Origin of the sequence: Nocardia cyriacigeorgica (genome assembly GCF_010858045.1) — a bacterium.
In the GTDB taxonomy this organism is placed as follows: domain Bacteria; phylum Actinomycetota; class Actinomycetes; order Mycobacteriales; family Mycobacteriaceae; genus Nocardia; species Nocardia cyriacigeorgica_E.
Map to the genome: position 1 here is coordinate 101,935 of NZ_JAAGVC010000008.1, position 21,633 is coordinate 123,567.

Here is a 21,633-nt window from a genome sequence, read left to right on the forward strand (position 1 = left end):
CCCTCGTCCGCGCCGCTGCCCGCCGCACCGACAGCGGGGTGAGCCGCTCGGCCGACACGGGCCAGGCCGGCGCGGAGAGCCGGTGCAGTTACTGCGCGGACGACGAATACTCCGTGTCGCCAGTCATGACCGGACCTCCTGCACTGCGACGGCATTTTCCTTCGGCTCGGCGGCCGTCCGTGGGACGAGCAGGCCCGCGATCACCGTTCCGATGGCGATCAGCAGGCCACCGAGCAGGAACGCGACGGAGTAGCCGTCGCTGAGCCCGGCGGGCGAGCGGTCGTCACCCGCGACGGTGGCGGCCACCGTGGTGAGCACCGCCAGGCCGAGCGCGCCGCCGAGTTGGCGGGAGCTGTTCAGCAGGCCGGAGGCCATGCCGGCCTCCTCGGCGGACACACCGCGCATCGCGATGGTTCCCATGACCACGAAGCTGATACCGATGCCGACGCTGGCCACGATCGACGGGCCGAGGATGTCGGTGAGGAAGCTACCGCCCGGTCCACCCGCACCGAACCAGGCGATGCCGACCGCGCCGAGCAGGCCGCCCGTCACCAGGGCCGCTCGGTAGCCGAACCGGCCCACGATCGGCGCGACGAGGCGCATGCCGATCACGGCGCCGAGCGCGAACGGAACGAAGCAGACACCCGCGACGGCCGGCGAATACCGCAGCACCGACTGCATGTGCAGCGAGACGAAGTAGAACGCGGTCAGCTGACCCGCGGTGATCATGAAGCCGAAGATGTTCGCGCCCGCCACACTGCCGTGCGCGAGCAGACCGAGACGCATGAGCGGTTCGCGAACCCGCAGTTCCACCACGACGAACGCGGCCAGCAGCAGCGCCCCGGCGCCGAGCGTGCCGAGCGTGACCGCCGATGCCCAGCCGTGTTCGTCGGTGCGAACAACGCCGAAGATCAGCAGCAGCATGGCCGCGGTGACCAGTACGGCGCCGAGGACGTCGAGCCGGGGCCGCTGCTGCTCCACCGCGCCGCCGATGCCCCGCACGGCGGTGCCCAGCGCGGCGAGCACGATCGGGACGTTGATCAACAGGACCCACCGCCAGTCGGCGAAATCGGTGAGCAGACCGCTGGCGACGACGCCGAGGGCGCCGCCGAGCATGGTCGCCGCCGCCCACAGGCCCACGGCCTTGGTTCGAGCGGGTCCCTCCTCGAACGTCACGGTGATCAGCGCCAGCGACAGCGGCGAGAGCGCGGCTGCGCCCAGACCTTGCACCGCACGCGCACCGATGAGCACCGATTCATGGGTGGCCAGACCACCGGCGAGGCTGGCCACACCGAACAACACGAGCCCGGCGATCATCGTGCGGCGGCGGCCGATCACGTCGCCGAGCCGCCCGCCGAGCAGCAGGAAACCGCCGAAGACCACCGCGTAGGCGTTGACCACCCACTGCAGCATGGTGGCCGGGATGTCGAACTCGGCCTGGATGGCAGGCAACGCGACGTTCACCACCGACAGATCCAGCGACACCATGAACTGCACGATCACCACGGTCGCCAAGACGGCGGCCGGTTTGTTGACTTGCGACATCCGACTCTCCACCACGTGATTCGATTTTACGAACGCGTATTTTTTCTAGGTCAGCATAGCCTCGCCCTGGCTTGCGTGGGCGTGCTCCGTGGCAGCCACGAATCGGACGTCGTCGTGGTCATGGAGCGGCACCGGGTATCTAGATGCTAATGATAATCTTTTTCATTAGTGAGATTGCGCGACAACGAAACAGGAGATGCGCATGGACGACTACTACTCCCCCGTGGCCGAGTTCTACGACCTCGTTCCCCGCGCGCACGCGGAAGGCGAAGCGGCGCTGCGCAAGATCCTCGCGGAGGTCGATCCGGACGCGGGCACGGTGGTCGACATCGGAGCGGGGACGGGACGAACCTGCCGGGTGGTGGCCGAGGTGCTGCCGACCGCGAAAATCCTGGCGAGCGAACCCTCTCCGGCGATGCGCGCGGTGCTGACCCACGACGTGCTCGCCGACGAGGACCTGCGCCGCCGGGTCACCATCGTCCCGGAACCCGCGGAATCGGTGCGGCTGCCCGAGTCGATCGCGGCGCTGATCCTGTTCGGGGTGCTCGGCCACATCGGCGCCGAGGACCGCCGAGCGCTGTGGGATCGGGTGCTGCCCCGCCTGGCTCCGGGCGCGCCGGTACTGGTCGAACTGCTGCCGGTCGCGCGGCCCACCGTCCTGCCGTCGATGCCGTTGGGCCGCGAACAGATCGGGGATCTGACCTATGCGGGCACCATCGAAGCCGAGCCGATCGGCGGCGATCTCATCCGGATGACCTCGACATGGCACGTCACCGGAGACGCGGCGCCGGCGCGGACGGTCCGCAATGTCAGCGAGTGGCACACCTTCGGTATCGAGGATCTGGCCGAGGAAACCGGACTGGCCGGCGAGCAGCTCACCGAGCAGGCGGGAGTGCTGCGCGTTCGACGCTGACCCGGAGCGGGCACCCGCGCTCGGGTGCCCGCTCATCGCCTCGCCGTGATGCGCACGGTGATTCCGTCCGCGGGGTACATACCGATCAGCCCTGCGGGACGGGCATCGGTTGTCACCAGCTCCGCGTCGATACGTGCCGCGACGGCGGTGAAGGCGGCCTTGATCGCCATGGTGGCGAAGTTGGCGCCGATGCAGCGGTGCGGTCCGACCCCGAACGGCAGGAACTCGTGCGGCGCCGGACGGCGGTATCGCGCGGACCCGGGGTCCCACCTGCCGGGGTCGAACCGTTCCGGTTCCGGCCAGACCCCGGCCAGCCGGTGGGTGTGGAACGGGCTGAAGATCAGCAGGTCGCCCGGCACGAAATCGGTTCCGGCGAGGGTGAATCCGGTAGCGACCTTCCGGGAGATGACCGCCGTCGCGGGATACAGCCGCATCGCCTCCGAGACGAGGCGGTCGAGTTCGGCGGGGTCGAGCCCGGCGGTGGCCCGTGCCCAGATCTCGCGGTCGCGCAGTGTGCAGTAGAGCAGCCAGGTCAGTTGCGCAGCGGTGGTCTCCGCGCCTGCTTCGAGGAGACTGACCAGCTGGTCGGTGATCTCGTCGTCAGTGAGCCGGGAGCCCTCCACCCCGCGCAGCAGCACGCCGAGCACATCGTCGCCCGGTGTGTCACTGTCGCCGCGCCGCCGGATCTCGGCCACCACCCAGCGGTGCACCGAGGACCTGGCCAGCAGCGCCCGTCGCCAGACCCGTGAGCCGGACCCACGGTCCATGCTGCCGCCGACGACATCGGTGTCGATGGCACGGTGGATGTCGTGCAGCCAGTCGTCGAGCCCCTCGGATCGATCGACGGCGGCCGCGCCGAACAGGCTCTCCAGTGTTGCCGCGCGGGTGGCCCGGCGCAGCGGCGGGTGGATGTCGACGAGGTCGCCGGGCGCCCAGTCCGCCATCGCGGCCTCGAGGTGCCGAGTGACGGTTTCGAGGTGGCCGCTCACCCGGCGCGCGGTCAGGGCCGGGGTGACCAGTCGGCGCAGTCTGCGGTGCCGGTCGCCGTCGTTGACCAGGAGTGCGGACGGTCCGGTGAGCGGGGCCAGCGCGGTGAACGCCGCTTCCCAGCTGAACAGGTCGCTGTTGGCGAGGATGAAGGCGCTCGCCTCGGGGCCGAGAGCGAGGCGGAAACGCATCGGCCCCGCACCGAGTTCGGAGATGGCTCCGTTCTCCCGGTAGAGCCGGTCCATCGTGGTGAACGGGTCGGCCGAAAAGTCGTGCAGATCGGCCAGTTCGCGCGGTGATCCGGTCGTCGTCATGCGGAATCACCGGCGTGGCTGCGGTTCTCGGCGAGTAGCTCCGGCAGCGGCACCGGCACCGGGTCGGGCGGCCGGATCAGCTCCGGCGGGCCGAGTGCGGTGGTGAGCCGCTGCCACAGGGCGGTGACCGTCACGGCCCACTGGGCGGCGGCCGTGGACCGGCCCGGATCGGCGATATCGGCACGCAACTCCCCCAGCGCGAATCGGACGCTGCCGGGCCACACCTCGTCGAAGACGGCCCGGAAGGTCGGCGTCTCGGCCGGTCCCAGGATCTCGGTGCTGGGCACGTCGAGCCGTTCGGTACCGGGCCCGCCCATGATCAGCCGCCCGGTCGCGTCGCGGCCGGTGTGCAGGCGCGGGCTCCACAGCACCGGGCCGTGGGTGTCGGCGAGGGACAGGACGCCGCCCTCGAACGCGATCGCCAGGCGGTGCAGCAGTAGCGCGTGGTTGTCCGGGTCGCCGGGGTGGATCTGGTTCTGCACCCGCAGCGACACCGGGACACCGCCGATGACCGCGTGCACCGGCGTGTAGGGCGGGCGGGTACCGGCGAGTGCGGCGATGTCGGCCGGGAGGGGCGCCGGGTCGGCGATCGTCCACGGCCGGAGTCCACCGACGGCGCGGCCGATGATGTCGAGCAGTGAGTACACCACCTGGCTGCCCGCCGCCGCGTCCACGTGCAGCGGCCGCCCCCGCTCGCGCAGGATCTCGGCTGCCGCAAGGAACAACCGCACCGGCGGCAGGTGCGGATAGAACGCGTTGAGCCGGTAGCGCACACCGTGTTCGCGGGCGGTCCGCAGGCAGGCGGTGAGTTCGTCGGGATGCAGCAGATGCTCCTGTAGCACGTGGATGCCGCGGCTCAGCAGGCGCTGCGCCAGCTCGGCGCCGTCACCTCCCGCGGCGCCGGCGCGCACCGCGACGCAGGCGATGTCGATATCGTCCGGTAGTTCGTCGACGCTGGTGAAGTGCGGCACCCCATAGGATTTCGCGTACCCCGCCGACGCCGCGCTGCCCCGGGAGACGACGCCGGCGAGCTCGACCTCCGGGTCGTCGTGGACCGCGCGCAGATAGACCCGCCCGAATGCGGTGCCGCACACGACGATTCTCGGTGTCGCATCGTTCACAGGCAGCCTGCCTCCATCGGCTCGTCGTGGGCATGACGGTGGGTGTGGAAGACCGGCAGCGCGCCGAGGGCGGTCACCGCGTCGAGCAGTCCACGGGGGTCGAGCACGTCGTCGGCGTAGTGCAGGCCGGGGGCGACCGCGCCGGACAGCACGGCCCGCACCGTGTGCGCTGCCGTGGCCGCGGTGAGCTCGAAGCTGCTGTGGGTGCGCAACACCGCGGTATCGGTGTGGTGTGCCCGGTGCAGCGTGAACGCCATCAGGTAGAAGGGATCGAGTCCGGTCAGGTCGAGTTCCGCGGCTGCGGTGATCTCGGCGACGACCGCGGCAAGGGCCGCGGGGGTGGTCGAGACGCGGCCGCGCAGCCTGCTCAAGGTCAGCCGCAGCGCGTTGCCCACGAAGACGTTGTGCCAGTGCAATTCGGCCAGGCCGGTCGAGTGGGCCAGCCGTTCGGCGTCGGCGGTGAGGAACGGCATGGTGGTGACCCGGCCGGGGAACCCGGCGACCTCGACGTCCTCGCGGGCCGGCAGGGCATGGCGGGCGCGCCGACCAGCTATCCAGGCGGCGAGTGTTTCGCCGTACCAGTGACCGGCGCCGTCGGTGCCATCGGAGCTGTCCAGCGACAAGGCCAGATCGCCCGCCGAGGCCGGTGCGAAGGGCTCGATACCCCCCGCGTAGACGACCAGCCGGGCGTCGGTCAGGTCGGCGGCCAGCATCCGGGGCACGACGTTGGCCAGCCCGGGCAGCATGCCCGCGGAGAGCACCGCCGTCCGTTCGCCGTCCAGCAGCGGCGAACCCTCCAGCAACCGGTACGCCGGACCGTCGCCGGAGACGTCCACGTAGTCGCTGCCGGCCGCCAGCGCCGCCCGCGCCACCCGATCCGCCAGCAGGTAGGAAGGGCCCGCGCAATTGAGCACCAGCCGTGTGCCCGCGCAGAAGCCGGCCAGCGAATCCGGGTCGTCCGCATCCACCGGCCGCCAGTCGACGCCGGGTGAATCACGGTGTCGCCGGGCCGAATCCACTCGGCGGGCACCGACCCGGACCCTGTCGACGCCGAGCCGGGTGAGCATCCGCACCGCCGCCCGGCCCACCACACCGGTGCCGCCCAGCACCGCGACCTGTCCGCGTGGTTGGTCGGTCGGGGCCGGGCGCCGTCGGGTGGTGACGAGCGGCGTGGACTCGCCGTCGATGGGTGGGTGCCCCACGGAACCGGTCACGACGCGGTGCCCGCGGACGGAAGCGGCGTGGTGATCCGGGCGGCGAGCGCGGCCGCGTTGGCGGCCGACATGCTGGTCAGGTGGTCGCCCGGAATCTCCTCGATGACCAGCTCGCCGAGCCCCACCCGGGACCAGAACCGTTCCACCTCTTCCCGTGTGCCGAGCAGCGTCGCGGTGCCACTGTTGCTCAGTACCCGCACCGCGCCGAAATACGGCTCGGCCCGGTGCGCGCCCATCGCGCGCAGGTTGTGCGCGAAGATCTCGAACTGTGCGCGGAACTGCGCGAACGGGGTCCCGTTCGCCCGGTAGGGCCCGGTGCCCGCCTCCGCCGCGGCGTGCAGCGCGGTGAGGCGCTCGGCGCGCGGGACGGACGCCAGCTTCCGGAATTCCGCCGCGGGCAGCGCCGGGTCACCGTTCAGCCCGGCGAGCGCACCAGCGGGAACCCGGTCCGGGGTGCGGTCCAGGATCGTCCGCAGCGCGGCCGCGACCGCCGCGTCGTCGGCGGGGAAGCCGACCGTGGCCGGGTCGATGCCGATGGACTGGGCGAAGACGTACTCGGTCAGCAACTCGTCGTGGACGGCGGGCGGCTGGTAGGAGCCGATCACGGTGAGTTCGTCGACCGTCGCGCCCGCCTCGGTGAGGGTGCGGGCGATCTCGGCGGCGAGCAGGCCGCCGACCGAGTAGCCGATGATCCGGAAACGCCGGTCGTGGGTGAGCAATTCGGTCGCGTAGTCGGCGGCCTGTCTGCCGATCACCGTGTCGGCGGGCAGGTTCAGGTATTTCGCCGGGTCGGTGACCTCGAGCCCGAGCAGCGGCCCGGGATGCGCGGCACGCAGATGCGGTAGCAGCGCGTCGTAGGGCGACAGCGTGCCGGTCCCGCCGTGCACGAGCACCCAGGTACCGCTCGGGTGCCCGGGCTCACCGCCCAGGGAGCGCACCGCGGTCCGCTCGTGCGTCGGCGCCACGGGGTGCTGACCGCGGCGGCGGGCGGCGAGCGCGGCGACCGTGGGGTTGCGCAGGACATCGCGCAGCAGTTCCTGCCATTCGATATCGGCGACCTCGGGCACCCGATCGCGCAGCTTGCCGACCATCTGCGACAGCAGCAGCGAATCGCCGCCGAGGGTGTAGAAGTTCTGGTCGCGGCCGACCTTCGGGACGCCGAGCATCTCCTGCCACAACTGCGCGATCCGCTCCTCGATCTCGTCGGCGGGCGGAGTGTAGGACGGGTCCGCCGTCGCGGCCGGGGCGGCGGTGACGCGGGCGACCAGTGCCGCTCGGTCCAGCTTCCCGTTCGCCGAGCGCGGTAGCGCATCGAGCAGGTTCAGTTCGCCGGGCACCATGTGCTCGGGAACCAGGGTCGCGACGTGCTCGAGCAGCTGCTGTTCGGTGACGGTGCGGCGCTGCCCCTTGAACCTGGCGAGGAAGACACCCTGACCGGAGGCGGCGAGGGGGGCGTCCTCGGCGGGCAGCACCCGCACGTGCTCGGCCCCGGCCGCGTCGAGCTGGCGCAGCCACTGGTCGCGGGTGAAGAACGCCTGTCCGGTGCCCGCCCGGACGTCGGTGAACGCGGTGAGCTCACTGAAGAATTCGAATTCCATCGACACCAGCAGCGCGTAGTTGTGGCGGCGGGTGGGTTCCAGGAACACCAGCCAGCCGCCCGGGGCGAGCAGGTCCCGCAGCCGTGCGAGCACCTCGTCGGCGTTCACCGAGTTGTGCAGCACGTTCGCGCACAGGATGACATCGGCGGAGTTGGGGCGCAGCCCCTGCTCGAGCGCTTCGGCGTTGATGTCGAAACGCCCATAACGCATCCATGGGTACTGCGCGAACTTCGCGCGGGCCTCTCCGAGGAAGTACTCCGACAGATCGGTGAACAGGTAGTCCGGCTCGAACTCGGCCAGCGCGGGAATCAGGTCGGTGCTGGTGCCGGCGATACCGGCGCCGACCTCGAGCACCCGCAAGCGGTGCGGCAGCCGCGCGGCGATCTCGCGCACGGTGTCGATGACGACGCGGTGCGAGCTGCGCGCCACCAGGTTGGTGCGGTACACCGCGTGCGCCGCACCCGCCTTTCCGGCGGGGAAGAGCAGTTCGCGCACGTCGAGCTCGCCGCGCAGCAGGTCGTCGAGGCGGGAGCTGCAGGCCCGGATGTAGGAGAGGGTTTCGCTGCCGTATCCGACGATCGCCTCCAGTTCATCGATCCGCTGCCATGCCTCCTCGACCGCGCGCGGCCCGGCCGCGATCAGATCGCGGTAGCGGCCGGTGTGCGGATCGTGTTCCACCGCGCCGCCGTCCGTGAGCGCGGCGAGCCACCGTTGCAGCAGGCCGTGCTGGCGGTCGGAAACGCCGGTGGCCGTGGCGATCTCGGTGAGGTCGTGGGAGTGCTCGCGATCAGCGAACAGTCCCTTCGCGCGCAGTTCGGCGGCGATGGAGAGCATGGCCATCTCGTCGACGGCGTTCATCAACGCGACGAACGCTGCGCCGTCGATGTCGCGGTGGGCCGCCGCGGTGGCGTTCTCGGCGGCAGCGAGGACGTCGGCCGCGGCCTGGTCGCCGAGTCCCTGCTCGCCGTCGGTGGCGATCTCGGCGAAGCCGACCAGCCGCGCTGCCGGGCCTCGTCCGTCCACGAGCACCGCGGCGTCGGCGACGGCGGGGTGGCGGCGTAGCGCGGATTCGATCTCGCCCAGTTCGACCCGGTGACCACGGATCTTGACCTGGGTGTCCTCGCGGCCGAGGAACTCCAGCCGCCCGTCGGGGTGGAACCGGCCGAGATCTCCGGTGCGGTAGAGCCGGGCGCCGGTGCGCGGATGGCGGAGGAACCGGCGCGCGGTCAGCTCGTCGTCGCCCAGGTATCCCTCGGCCAATCCGCTGCCGCCGATGAAGATCTCGCCGGTCACGTGCTCGGGGCAGTCCTGCAGTGCGTCGTCGAGCACGTGCATGGTCTGGTTCCGCAACGGGGTGCCGTAGGGAATGCTGCGCCATCGGGGATCGATGTCCCGGATCGGGTGGTGCAGCGACCATATGGCGGCTTCCGTGGCGCCACCGAGACCGATGACGTCGGCCTCCGGGCAATGTGCGTGCATCCGGCCGGGCAGGTCGACGGGGATCCAGTCGCCGGAGAGCAGGACCAAGCGCAGCGACTCGGCGCGGGCTCCCGGGGTGCTCTCCAGCACGTCGAGCAGCATCTGCAGTTGGCCGGGCACGCTGTTCCACAGTGTTACCGCGTGCCGCTGCACCAGCTCCAGCCAGTGCGACGGGTCGCTCACCCGGTCCTGTTCGGGCAGCACGACGGCGCCGCCCGCGGCGAGCACGCCGAAGATGTCCCACACCGACAGGTCGAAGGCGAGACTCGCCACGCCGAGGACCCGGTCGGCTGGTGACACGGCGAAGCGTTCCTCGATGTCGTCGAGGGTGTTCGCGGCGGCTCGATGACTGACGACAACGCCTTTCGGTTCGCCCGTGGAGCCGGAGGTGAAGATGACGTAGGCGGGCGCGTCGGGATCGCCCGCCACCTCGGGCACGGTGTCCACACCGGCCAGCAGGTCCACAGCGAGCGGCGCTGCGGCCGCGGGGACCTCGCCTGCGTCGCGCAGCCAGGACTGGGTGAGCACCACGGCGGCCCCGGCGCGGTCGATGATCCGTTCCCGCCGCGCCATGGGCTGGGTGATCGCGATCGGCACGTACGCCGCGCCGAGCACCGAGGTGGCGAGCACAGCGATGACCTGTTCCGGCCCCTTGTCCATCAGGACCGCCACCTGGTCGCCGGGCCGCACCCCGGCCTTCCGCAGCGCGGCGGCGGTGGCGGCGACACGTCGGCGCAGTTCGGCGAAGTCGAGGACGGTGTCCCGGTGGATCACCGCTGGGGCGTCCGGGTCGGCGTCTGCCCGCGCCAGGATCCGTTCATGCAGCAGACGCGGCGCGTGCTCGGCGGCGGTGTCGTTGTAGGCGTCACGGCGGGCGCGTTGCGCGGGTGGCAGCGCGACCGGATACGGCTCGGTCCAGGTGCCGGGTTCCTCGGCGAGTCGGGTGAGCAGGTCGAGGAACGCCGCGAAGGCGTCGGCGGCGGTGTCGCCGGCCAGTACGCCGCGCCGCACGTCCCAGGCGATCATCAGGCCGTCGTCGTAGGGGGTGACCTGGCAGTCCAGCCAGACCTGGGGGGTGCGGGTGATGCCGCGCCGGATGCGGCCGCGCAGGGCACCCGCGTCGTCGGAGCCGAGGGTACTGGTGAAGACCACCGGCATGAGCACCGGACTGCCCGCGCGACGGGTGAGTTCGCTCAGCACCTCCACGCCGTCGAAGGACCGGTGGTCCAGATCGGCAAACAGCTGTGCGGTGATGGCGCGCGCCCGGCCGGCGAAACTGTCCTGGGCGTCGAGATCGATGCCGAGCAGTTCGACCGAGGTGAAGTCGCCGAGTACCGCGCCGATGTCGGGGTGCGCCGGAAGCCGGTTGAAAATCGGCAGGTTGAGCGTGAACTTTCGCTTGCGGCTCCAGCGGCCGATGATGTCGGCGTAGGCGGCGAGCACGGCGCCGGACGGGGTGAGCCCGTGCGGTGCCGCCGCGCGGGTCAGCCCGGTCAGTACGGCGGCCGGGAGGTGGTAGTGCAACCGGTCGAAGCCGGGGTCGGTCTCGGCGTCGTCGTCGGTCCGGGTCGGCAGGTCCGGGGCGGCGGGCAGGGTGTCGATCCGCGCCTGCCAGTAGTCGCGGTCGCGCTGGTAGCGGGCACCGTTGCGCAGCTTCTGGACGCCGAGGACGTAGTCGCGGAAACCGATCGCGGGGGCGGGCCGGACCGCTGCGTCGGCGCCGTCGGCGTGCACGAGTTCGTCCAGCTCGGCCAGCAGCAGCCGCATGCTTGCGGCATCGACCACCAGCAGTTCCACCAGCAGATGCAGGACACACCCGGTGTCGGTGCGGGTGAGCCGGGCCGCGAACGGTGGCCAGGTGCCGGGGGCGGCTGCGGGGCCGAGCAGTTCGTCGCGCTGACGGTCGAGCACGGCGTCGACGCCGACAGCGTCGCCCCGGATGTCGGTCACCGGGATCGGGTAGTGCGGGACCGTCGCGGCGACCTGCTGGTAGCCGTCGGGGTGCACGGTGGCGCGCAGCATGTCGTGACGGCGCACGAGCGCGTTCCACGCCCTCTCCACGCTGTCCGGTTCCACAGCGTCGTAGTGGATTTCGAGATAGTTCGCGCAGGCGACGCCGCCGAACGGATAGGTGGGGTCGCGGCCGACGAGGTAGGCCTGCTGCACCGGGGTGAGCGGGAACGGTTCGTGCGCGGCGGCCGGATCGGCGGTGACGGTGAGCGTCGCCTGATCCTCGGCGAGGTAGGCGAGTACGGCGGGTTTGTGCGCTACCAGGTGCTCCCGGTCACCGGCGGTCAGCACCCCCTGCGGGGCGCGGAATCGCAGTTGGTCATCGTCTGCCCACAGGTGGACGCCGCGCTGTCGCAGGTCCGTTACCAGGTCGGGGATGTTCACAGAGCACCTTCTTCGATATCGAGCGCGTTGTGCGAGTGGTTGCCGGCAAGGCCGGCGATGGTGGGTGCGAGGAAGAAATCGCGGAGGTTCACCGGTAGGCCGAGTTCGCGGGCGAGGCGGCCGACGAGCCGGGTGGCCGACAGCGAGTCGCCGCCCGCGCCCAGGAAGCTCGTGTGCCGATCGGCCGGAGGCGTGCCGAGGATGTCGGTCCAGATGCCGGCGATCCGGGTCTCCAGCCCGGCGCGGACCGGCTCGCCCACCTCCGGAGTTGTCGTACTCGAACCGTTGTCGGCACGGAGGACCAATGCGGCGTGGTCGATTTTGCCGTTGCCGGTCAGCGGCGGATCTGGCAACGCGATCAACTCGGGCAGCCAGCCCGTGGGAATCCGCTCCGCGAGGAATCCCGAAAGAGCCTGCGGCACAGTTGGTTCGACGAACGCCACCAAACGTGCGTGCGCGCGTTGGCCGATCGCGAGGACGAAGGATCGCCGCACCTCCGGATGGGCAGCAATCGCCTGCTCGATCTCACCGAGCTCGATCCGATGCCCACGAATCTTGACCTGACGATCAGCACGGCCCAGGAACTCCAGCAACCCATCCGAGCGATACCGCCCCAGATCCCCCGTCCGATACCACCGGGTACCGTCGGCGTCCTCGAAGAACGCCGCAGCCGTCAGATCGGGCCGGCCACGATAACCCCGCGCCACCCCCGCACCACCGATCAGCAACTCCCCCGGCACCCAATCCGGGCGATCATCACCGTTCCCATCGACCACCCGGAAACGCTGATTGCGCAACGGAGTTCCGTACGGAATCGACGTCCACGCCGGATCGACCGAATCGACCTCGAAGAAGTTCGACCAGATCGCCGCTTCGGTAGCTCCGCCCAGAGCGACGAATCGGCAGTGCGGTGCCCGGGCCGCGAGGCGGGCGGGAAGGTCGAGGCCGATCCAGTCGCCCGACAGCAGGGCGAGACGTAGTGATGGCAGTGCGGTGGCCTCGGTGTCGGTGACGGTGAGCAGCATGTCCAACATCGCCGGCACCGTGTTCCACACGGTCACCTCGTGCTCACGCACCAACGCCAACCAGCGGTCCGGATCGCGGCGGTCCTCGTCGGCCACGATCACCGCGCGTCCACCGGCCCCGAGGACACCGAACACGTCGAACACCGACAAATCGAAATCCGCAGCCGCAACGGCAAGGACACAATCGTGCGCGCCGAGACCGTACCGATCCTCCAGATCGGCAAGAGTGTTCACCACCTGCCGATGTTCGACCTCCACACCCTTCGGAACACCAGTCGAACCCGACGTGAAAATCACATAAGCCACATCACTCCCACCACCCCCATACAACGGCACAGGCTCACACGCGCCAGCATCCGCGATATTCAGCACCGGGACCGGAACAGCCCGGTCAGTGCTGATCACCCCCGAACCCGCGGCCTCCCCGCTGACGACCACCGAGCCCGCAAGCTCCGCGGACCGAGCGGTTGTGGCCGCCGCGTCCGGCGCACCAAGGGGCGCCAGGTCAGTGGGATTCGCGCTGCCCGCGCCCACTCCTGGCGCCTCCGCGCCGTCTGGGGCCACCACGCCCTGCGCGCCACGAGGCCCCGAAGCAGTGAAGCGGCGGGTGTCGTCGGTCAGCACCGCCGCCACCCCGGCCTGGGCCAGGATCGCGGCCCGCCGCTGCACCGGCTGGTCCACCGCGATCGGCACATACGCAGCCCCAGCGGCGAGCACCCCGTACAGCGCGGCCACCAGCGCGGAACCCTTTGCCGCGCATACTGCCACGGCGTCGCCCGGCCGGACTCCATGCTCGGCGAGCAGGGCGGCGATGCGGCGGCTGTGCTCGGCGAGCGCACCGAACGACACGGTCACCTCGCCGTCGATGAGCGCCGTTCTGGCGGGATCGGTGGCGGCGACCTCGAACATGGCCGTGTGCAGCAGCCGATCCGCCGGAAGGGCGGCCGGTGGCCGGGTGTCGTTGACGCGGTCACGGATCGCGCGCTGCGGTTCGGGCAGCACCGGTTTCAGCGGTCGCGCCCAGTCGAGTTCGCCCAATTCGAGCAGCAGTCGGTGGTAGGCGTCGAACATGTCGTCGACCAGGCCCTCGGGGAACAACTCGTCCACCGAATCCCAGCTCAGCACGAGCCCGTCCGGCAGCTCGATCACCTGGTGATCCAGCCACACCTGCGGTGTCTGGGTGCGCGTGAAGTCGGGCCAGCGCACCGAGCGCGCGAGCTCGTCGTCCACGCCGAGCATGGAGGTGAACACCACCGGTACCGGTTCGGCCGGTGTCGCGCTGTCGCGGGCGAGTTCGCGCAGGACACGGATCGCCGACACCTGTTGGTGGTCGAGGTCGCTCCACAGTTGTTCCTGCAATCGCCGCGCTCGCTGCGCCCAACTCTCGCCTGCGGCCGGGCGGTCGGCGACGAGCAGCAGGGAGCTGAAATCACCGACGATGCGCATGATGTCGGGGTGCACGTCCTTGCGGTCGAAACGCGTCAGCGTCACCGACAGGTCACGTTCGGCACTCCACTGCCCGAGAATCCACGTGTAGCACGCCAGCAACACCACGCTCGGTGTCACGCCGAGATCCCGCGCCCGCCCCACGATCCGCGCCCAGACCTCCGGTGCGAGCTGCACTTCCCGGCGAGTGAACCGCTGACGCTCGATCATCGCAGGCGACAACCGCACGGGCAGCTGCGGACCCGGCGGCAAGTCCGGTAACCGCTCCCGCCAATACGCCAGCCCCGCAGCGACTTCCGCCTCCGTCGGCGCGGACCCGAGGACATAGTCCCGGAATCCGAGCGCCAGGGGCTCGGGTTCGAATGCTGGATCGTGGTACCACTGGGTCCAGTCGGCGATCACCACCAGCGCACTGAGTCCGTCGACGACCAGGCTGTCGAAGACGACACACACGCGCGCCCGATCGCCCTCGCGCAGCACTCGGATGTCGAAGAGCGGTCCCGCCGCGGCGTCGAGAGCACCGCCGGTCATGTCCTCGCGCAGCGCGGCCGCGGCCGTGTCGAAGTCACCTCCGGCCGCTTCGACGTCGCCGGGCGTGACGACCGGGATCCGGTGGACGGACGCGTCGGGCAGGATCCGCTGCCGGCCGTCGGCGTCGATGACCGCCCGCAGCATGGGGTGGCGCAGGATGACCCGGTTCCACGCCTGTTCCAAGCGTTCGGGGTCGAGGCCGGGCCAGTCGTACTCGAAGTACAGTTGCGCGCCGATCCCACCGAGGTCGAAGTCGGCCGAGCGGCCCAACCAGTACGCGACCTGAATGTCGGTGAGCGGGAACGAGTCGAAGCGGTGCGCCGGGTCGGCGGACGGCGTGCGGGTGTTCCTCGACTGAGCTTCGCCGGTGCCGGAGCGGGCGAGTGCGGAGACGGTCGGGGCGAGGAAGAACTCGCGCAACCGCACGGTGATGCCGAGTTCGCGGGCAAGGCGGCCGACGAGCCGCGTGGCCGACAGCGAATCTCCGCCGGCGGCGAAGAAGTTGGTGGTGCGGTGCGGTATGTCGCCGCCGAGCACGTCGCCCCAGATCTGGCCGATCCGGGTCTCCAGCCCTGGTCGGAGGACCTCGTCGTGCCCGGCGTCGGATGTGGTGGAGACGGCGGCCGCCATCCGGCTCAGTGCGGCGTGGTCGATTTTGCCGTTGCCGGTCAGCGGCGGATCTGGCAACGCGATCAACTCGGGCAGCCAGCCCGTGGGAATCCGCTCCGCGAGGAATCCCGAAAGAGCCTGCGGCACAGTTGGTTCGACGAACGCCACCAAACGTGCGTGCGCGCGTTGGCCGATCGCGAGGACGAAGGATCGCCGCACCTCCGGATGGGCAGCAATCGCCTGCTCGATCTCACCGAGCTCGATCCGATGCCCACGAATCTTGACCTGACGATCAGCACGGCCCAGGAACTCCAGCAACCCATCCGAGCGATACCGCCCCAGATCCCCCGTCCGATACCACCGGGTACCGTCGGCGTCCTCGAAGAACGCCGCAGCCGTCAGATCGGGCCGGCCACGATAACCCCGCGCCACCCCCGCACCACCGATCAGCAACTCCCCCGGCACCCAATCCGGGCGATCATCACCGTTCCCATCGACCACCCGGAAACGCTGATTGCGCAACGGAGTTCCGTACGGAATCGACGTCCACGCCGGATCGACCGAATCGACCTCGAAGAAGTTCGACCAGATCGCCGCTTCGGTAGCTCCGCCCAGAGCGACGAATCGGCAGTGCGGTGCCCGGGCCGCGAGGCGGGCGGGAAGGTCGAGGCCGATCCAGTCGCCCGACAGCAGGGCGAGACGTAGTGATGGCAGTGCGGTGGCCTCGGTGTCGGTGACGGTGAGCAGCATGTCCAACATCGCCGGCACCGTGTTCCACACGGTCACCTCGTGCTCACGCACCAACCCCAACCAGCGATCCGGATCGCGGCGGTCCTCGTCGGCCACGATCACCGCGCGCCCACCGGCCCCGAGGACACCGAACACGTCGAACACCGACAAATCGAAATCCACAGCCGCAACCGCAAGAACACAATCGTGCGCGCCGAGACCGTACCGATCCTCCAGATCGGCAAGCGTATTCACCACCTGCCGATGCTCGACCTCCACACCCTTCGGAACACCAGTCGAACCCGACGTGAAAATCACATAAGCCACATCACTCCCACCACCCCCATACAACGGCACAGGCTCACACGCGCCAGCATCCGCAATGTCCACCACCGGGACCGAGACCGCCTGGTCGGTGCTGATCACCCCCGCGTTCACGGCTTGCGAGCCGGCCACACCCGCGCTGCGCACACCGAAACGCGCGGTGTCCGCAACCACAGCGGCCGCCACGTCCTGCGCACCAACCGAATCGGTGAAGCGCCCGGTGTCGTCGGTCAGCACCGCCGCCACCCCGGCCTGGGCCAGGATCGCGGCCCGCCGCTGCACCGGCTGATCCACCGCGATCGGCACATACGCAGCCCCAGCGGCGAGCACCCCGTACAGGGCAGCCACCAGCGCGAAGCCCCTGGCCCCACACACCGCGACAGCGTCACCCGGCCGCACACCGCGATGCGCGAGCAACGCCGCGATGCGGCGGCTCTCGTCGGCGAGTTCACCGAAGGAGACGGTGGCCCGGCCGTCCACGAGCGCGATCCGGTCGGGGTCGGCGGCGGCTACTTCGAACATCGCCGTGTGCAGCAGCCGACCGGCCGGAACAGCTGCGGCCGTGTCGTTGACCCGATCGCGCACGGCGCGCTGGCCGGGCGGCAGCACCAGTTCGAGCGGGCTCTCCCACTCCAGGTCCGCCAATTCGAGTAGCAGCCGGTGGTAGGCGTCGAACATGTCGTCGACCAGGCCCTCGGGGAACAACTCGTCCACCGAATCCCAGCTCAGCACGAGCCCGTCCGGCAGCTCGATCACCTGATGGTCCAGCCACACCTGCGGTGTCTGCGTGCGCATGACATCGGGCCAGCGCACCGACCGCGCCAGGTCGTCGTCCACACCGAGCATCGAGGTGAACACCACCGGTACCGGCTCGGCGGCGAGTTCGCTCTCCCGTCCCAGTTCGCGCAGTACCCGCACCGCCGACACCTGCTGGTGGTCGAGATCGCTCCACAGTTGTTGTTGCAGGCGCCGGAGACGTGCCGCCCAGCTCTCCGCTGGGCCGGGGCGGTCCGCGACCAGCAGTAGTGAGCTGAAATCGCCTACGACTCGGATGATGTCGGGGTGCACGTCCTTGCGGTCGAAACGCGTGAGCGTCACCGACAGTTCACGTTCGGCACTCCACTGCCCGAGAATCCAGGTGTAGCCCGCCAGCAACACCACGCTCGGTGTCACACCCAGGCTTCGCGCGTGCGCCGCGAGCCGCGTCCAGACCTCCCGGTCGAGCCGGACCTCCCGACGGGTGAACCGGGGACGCTCGATCATGGCGGGCAGCACCCGCATCGGCAGTTGCGGGCCCGGTGGCAATTCCGGCAATCGCTCCCGCCAATACCGCAGCGCTGCGCTGACTTCTGCTTCCGATGGCGCACAGCCGAGCACATAGTCGCGGAACTCGAGCTCGGGTACCGGCAGTTCGAGGTCGGGTTCCGCATAGAGCCGCGTCCACTCCGACAGCAGCACCAGCACGCTCAACCCGTCGGCGACCAGCGTGTCGAAGGCGGCGCAGACGGTGACGCCGGTGCCGTCGCGCACCACCCGGATGTCGAAGAGAGGCCAGGTCGCAGCGTCGAGCAGAGCGCGCGAGACCGCCTCCCTGACGGCGGTGACGTCCCCGTCGATCACCGGAATGCGGTAGGCGGGCACCGATTCGAGTACCCGCTGGGTGCCGTCCGCCTCGATCACCGCACGCAGCATCGGATGCCTGTCGACCACGTGGTTCCAGGCCGTGGCCAGGCGGGCCGGATCGACGTCTGGCCAGTCGTATTCGAGGTAGAGATGGGCGCCGATACCGCCGAGGTCGAACTCGCCGGAGCGGCCGAGCCAGTAGGCGACCTGAATATCGGTGAGTGGGAAGGGGTGGTGCCTGCGTTCGGGGTCGGCCACGATCTCCACGGGCCGGTGCGCCGGTGCCCGAGTAAGGGTGGCGGCGAATCCGGCGAGGGTCGGGGTGGCGAACAGGTGCGCCAGGGTGGCACCCGCCACGCCCTCGGCGTGCAGCCGGCGGACCAGCCGGGTCGCGAGCAGGCTGTCACCGCCGAGCGCGAAGAAGTCGTCATCGCGCCGGATGCCGGCGACGTCGAGCACCGCCGCCCATGCGGCGGCGACGGTCTGTTCCATGCCCTCGCGTGGCGCGCCGCCCTCGACCGAGTTCCGGCTCGCCGCGGCGGCAAGGGCGGCGTGGACCGCCGCACGGTCGATCTTTCCGTTGCGGGTGACCGGGAGTTCCCCGTCGCGGGCGAACCGCCGCGGCACCATGTAGCCGGGCACCCGAGCGCCGAGCCAGTCCCGCAGCGCGTCGTCGGTGAGTTCGTCATCGGCGACGACCAGTGCCCCGAGCGAGCGCGCGGGGTGCTCGAGCACCGTGGCGACCGCCGCGGTGACTGCCGGGTGGTCGGCCAGGATCGCTTCGATCTCCCCCAGTTCGATGCGGTGGCCACGGATCTTCACCTGGTGGTCGGTGCGGCCGAGGAATTCCAGCAGGCCATCCGGCCGGTACCGCACCAGGTCACCGGTCCGGTACCAGCGCACCCCGGCGTGCTCGACGAACTTCTCCGCGGTGCGCTCGGGATCACCGCGATAACCCTGTGCCAGCCCCGAACCGGTGACCCACAGTTCGCCGGGCGCCCAGTCCGGACAGTCCCGGCCGCGACCATCGACAACGCGGCAGCCGACGTGCGGCAGCGGCTGCCCGTACGGCACACACGACCAGTCCGGATCGACCGCATCGACGTCGCACACGGTGGCGTGGATGGCGGCCTCGGTCATTCCGCCGAGCCCGGCGAACCGGCAACCGGGCACCAGCGCGCGCAGCCGATCGGGCAGGTCCACCGTCACCCGGTCGCCGCCGAGCATGACCACCCGCAGCGCGGTACCGAGCCCGGATCCCACGGCCGCGGTCAGCAGCATGTCCAGGAGCGCCGGAACCGCGCTGATCACGGTGACGTCCCAGCGCCGGATCAGCTCGGCCCAGGCGACGGCGTCCCGCCGACTCGCCTCGTCCACCACGACCACCGAGCCGCCGAACGCCAGGAAGGCGAACATGTCGTACGCGGAGAGGTCGAAATCCAATGCCGACAACGCGATCGTGCGGTCGCCCGCGCCGATCCCGAACCGGGCGTTGACCGCGTCGACGGTGGCCGCGACCGCCCGATGCGGCACCTCGACGCCCTTCGGCGCCCCCGTCGAGCCCGAGGTGAAGATGACATACATCGTGTCCTCGGCGTCCACCTCCGCGATCCGCTCCGCCGGGGCCACCATGCGGGCCTGCTCCAGGAGGACCGCCTCGATGTCCTCCGGCCATCCCGCGGCCACGGTCGCGCGATCGGTGAGAACCAGCCGCGTGCCCGCGGTGCGGTAGACCCGTTCGCGCCGGGCAGGCGGCAGGTCGATACCGGACGGCACATAGGTCGCGCCCGCTGCCAGCACACCGAGGACCGCGGCGATCTGCTCGATCCCCTTGGGCAGGGTGATACCGACGCTGTCACCGCGTCCGATCCCCTTGGACCGCAGTAGTGCCGCCACCCGCCGGGCCCGTTCGGAGAGCGCGCCGTAGGAGACCGTCGCGTCGTCGGCGAGCAGCCCGGGCCGCTGCGGCTCAGCGGCGGCCAAGGCGAAGAACCGCTGATGCAGCGGTACGCCGGGTTCCCCTGTGGCCGGCAGGGATTCGCGAGGGGTCGCCGGCCACGGAGCGGGCCGGTGCCACGCGTTCTCGTCGTCCAGGAGCAGCTCGACGAATCGGGTGTAGGCATCGAACATGGCGTCCAGCAGACCGGGCGGGAACAGCGATACCCGGGCGTCCCAGTTGAGCAGGATGCCGCCGTCGAACTCGGTCACCTGCGCGTCCAGCCACACCTGCGGGCCCTGCGAGATCGTCCAGACCGGCTCACCCACACAGGCCCGTACCTCGGGCGCGTACAACTCGCCGAGGCTCAGCGCACTGGTGTAGACCACCGGTGCGTAGACGCGGTCGCCGCTGCGGCCGAGGTCGCGCAGCACCTCGACACCGGTGTAGGCGGTGTACCCCAGCACCTCGCGCAGCCGGCGCGTGATCGCGCCGGCCCGCTCGGTGACCGTCATCGGATCGGTCAGATCCACATCGAGCAGTACCGAACTGGAGAAATCGCCGACCAGTCGGTCCACGTCGTCGTGCAGCGGCTCCCGATCGAAGACCGGCAGGTTCAGCAGGAACCGGTCGGCGCTACTCCAGGCGCCGATGATCTCCGCAAAGACGGTCGCGAGCACACCAGCGGTGGTGAGCCCGGCCCGCTGCGCCCGCTCCCGCAACAGATCCGCGCGCTCCGGGGCGAGCCAGTGGTGCCGCCGGTCGACCCGCGGCCCGCCGCCCGCCTCCGCGGTGAGCAGCGGAAGCTGCGGCGCGGCAGGCAATTCCGGCAGCTGGGTCTGCCACCACCGCCGTGCCTGCTCCCGCGCGGTAGCCCGGGCGATCGCACGGTCGGCGAGGTACCGGCCGTAGTGGTATCTCAACGGGGGCAGCGCTTGCGGGCCGTGCTCGTAGGCGGTGGCCAGGTCGGCGAGCAGGTTCCGCAAACTCAGTGCGTCACCCGCGATCATGTCCAGGTCGAGATGCACACGGCTCACGCCGCCGGGCAGCAGTGAGACCCGCACGTCGATGACTTCGCCTGCCGCCACGTCCATGGCCCGGTGCGAAAGGCTGTCCCGGATATCGGCAAGACGCGCAACGCGCTCCGGCTCCGGCAACGTCCGCAGGTCCTCGACCACCAATCCCGCCGGGTGAGGGTCGACCACCCGTTGCATACCGGTGGGGTCGACAGCCACCCGCAGCATCGGGTGCCGGACCAGCAGGGCGCGCACAGCGTCCTCGAGCCGCTGCGCGTCGAGCCCTCCCGCATGGTCGAACTCGCAGTAGAAGTGCGCGGCGACCCCGCCGAGCTCGTGCGTTCCGTCGCGCCCGATCCAGAAGGCGTGCTGCATCACTGCCAGTGGAAAGGGCTCGGTGAGATCGACCGCGGCAGGTTCCGCGACGGGCGGGGCGGCGCCGGGTTGCCGCGCACGTACCAGCTCCGACCAGGCCCGCAGCGTGGGTTCGCGCACGAGATCGCGGAACTCCACCCGCGTGCCCGCACGGCGCAGCTGCCCGGAGATCCGCATGACGGTCACCGAGTCCAGGCCCAGCTCCAGCAGATTCGCGTCGTCGGCGAGTTCGTCGGTGGCCAGCCCGGCCAGCTCGGCGACAACGCGGCGCAGGCCGCCGGCTTCCTCACTCCCGGCCGTCGAGCGAGTGGGGGCGGGGAACACACCGAGCTTATGCTGCATCACGATCCTAATTCGAAACGACAATCATTTTCAGTTACGTTAGAATCTACGACGCCCGAGCAATTCGGTCAAGCGAGATGGACCGTTCGGGGACACGAAACCCGCAGGTGGA

General features: G+C 70.5%; 7 protein-coding genes. 1 reads left to right on the forward strand and 6 read right to left on the reverse strand.

All coding sequences use genetic code 11. From position 1 onward, the window contains the following. Positions 1 to 123: 123 nt before the first annotated feature. Positions 124 to 1,545, reverse strand: a complete 1,422-nt coding sequence (locus GV790_RS10690) for an MFS transporter (RefSeq protein WP_163813158.1) — start codon at positions 1,543 to 1,545, stop codon at positions 124 to 126. Positions 1,546 to 1,747: 202 nt separating this feature from the next. On the opposite strand from GV790_RS10690, the gene GV790_RS10695 reads away from it, so the two are divergent. After that, complete coding sequence (locus GV790_RS10695) at positions 1,748 to 2,458, forward strand: class I SAM-dependent methyltransferase (protein WP_163813160.1); 711 nt, start codon at positions 1,748 to 1,750, stop codon at positions 2,456 to 2,458. 32 nt (positions 2,459 to 2,490) lie between these two features. Here the strand turns inward: GV790_RS10695 and GV790_RS10700 are convergent, their stop codons facing one another. From GV790_RS10700 to GV790_RS10720, 5 genes are read right to left on the reverse strand one after another with little or no spacing between them, the layout of a single operon-like run. Continuing rightward, entirely contained in the window at positions 2,491 to 3,759 is a 1,269-nt protein-coding gene (locus tag GV790_RS10700) for a cytochrome P450 (protein WP_163813162.1), read from the reverse strand. After that, entirely contained in the window at positions 3,756 to 4,880 is a 1,125-nt protein-coding gene (locus GV790_RS10705; protein WP_163813164.1) for a Gfo/Idh/MocA family oxidoreductase, read from the reverse strand. Before GV790_RS10705 ends, GV790_RS10700 begins: the two co-directional genes overlap by 4 nt. Next, positions 4,877 to 6,094 (reverse strand): saccharopine dehydrogenase NADP-binding domain-containing protein, encoded by a 1,218-nt coding sequence (locus tag GV790_RS10710; RefSeq protein WP_309138991.1) that lies wholly within the window; start codon positions 6,092 to 6,094, stop codon positions 4,877 to 4,879. Before GV790_RS10710 ends, GV790_RS10705 begins: the two co-directional genes overlap by 4 nt. Next, complete coding sequence (locus GV790_RS10715) at positions 6,091 to 11,565, reverse strand: non-ribosomal peptide synthetase (RefSeq protein ID WP_309138992.1); 5,475 nt, start codon at positions 11,563 to 11,565, stop codon at positions 6,091 to 6,093. The genes GV790_RS10710 and GV790_RS10715 overlap by 4 nt, the downstream gene beginning before the upstream one ends. After that, entirely contained in the window at positions 11,562 to 21,521 is a 9,960-nt protein-coding gene (locus GV790_RS10720; protein ID WP_163813274.1) for a non-ribosomal peptide synthetase, read from the reverse strand. Before GV790_RS10720 ends, GV790_RS10715 begins: the two co-directional genes overlap by 4 nt. Positions 21,522 to 21,633 lie beyond the last annotated feature (112 nt).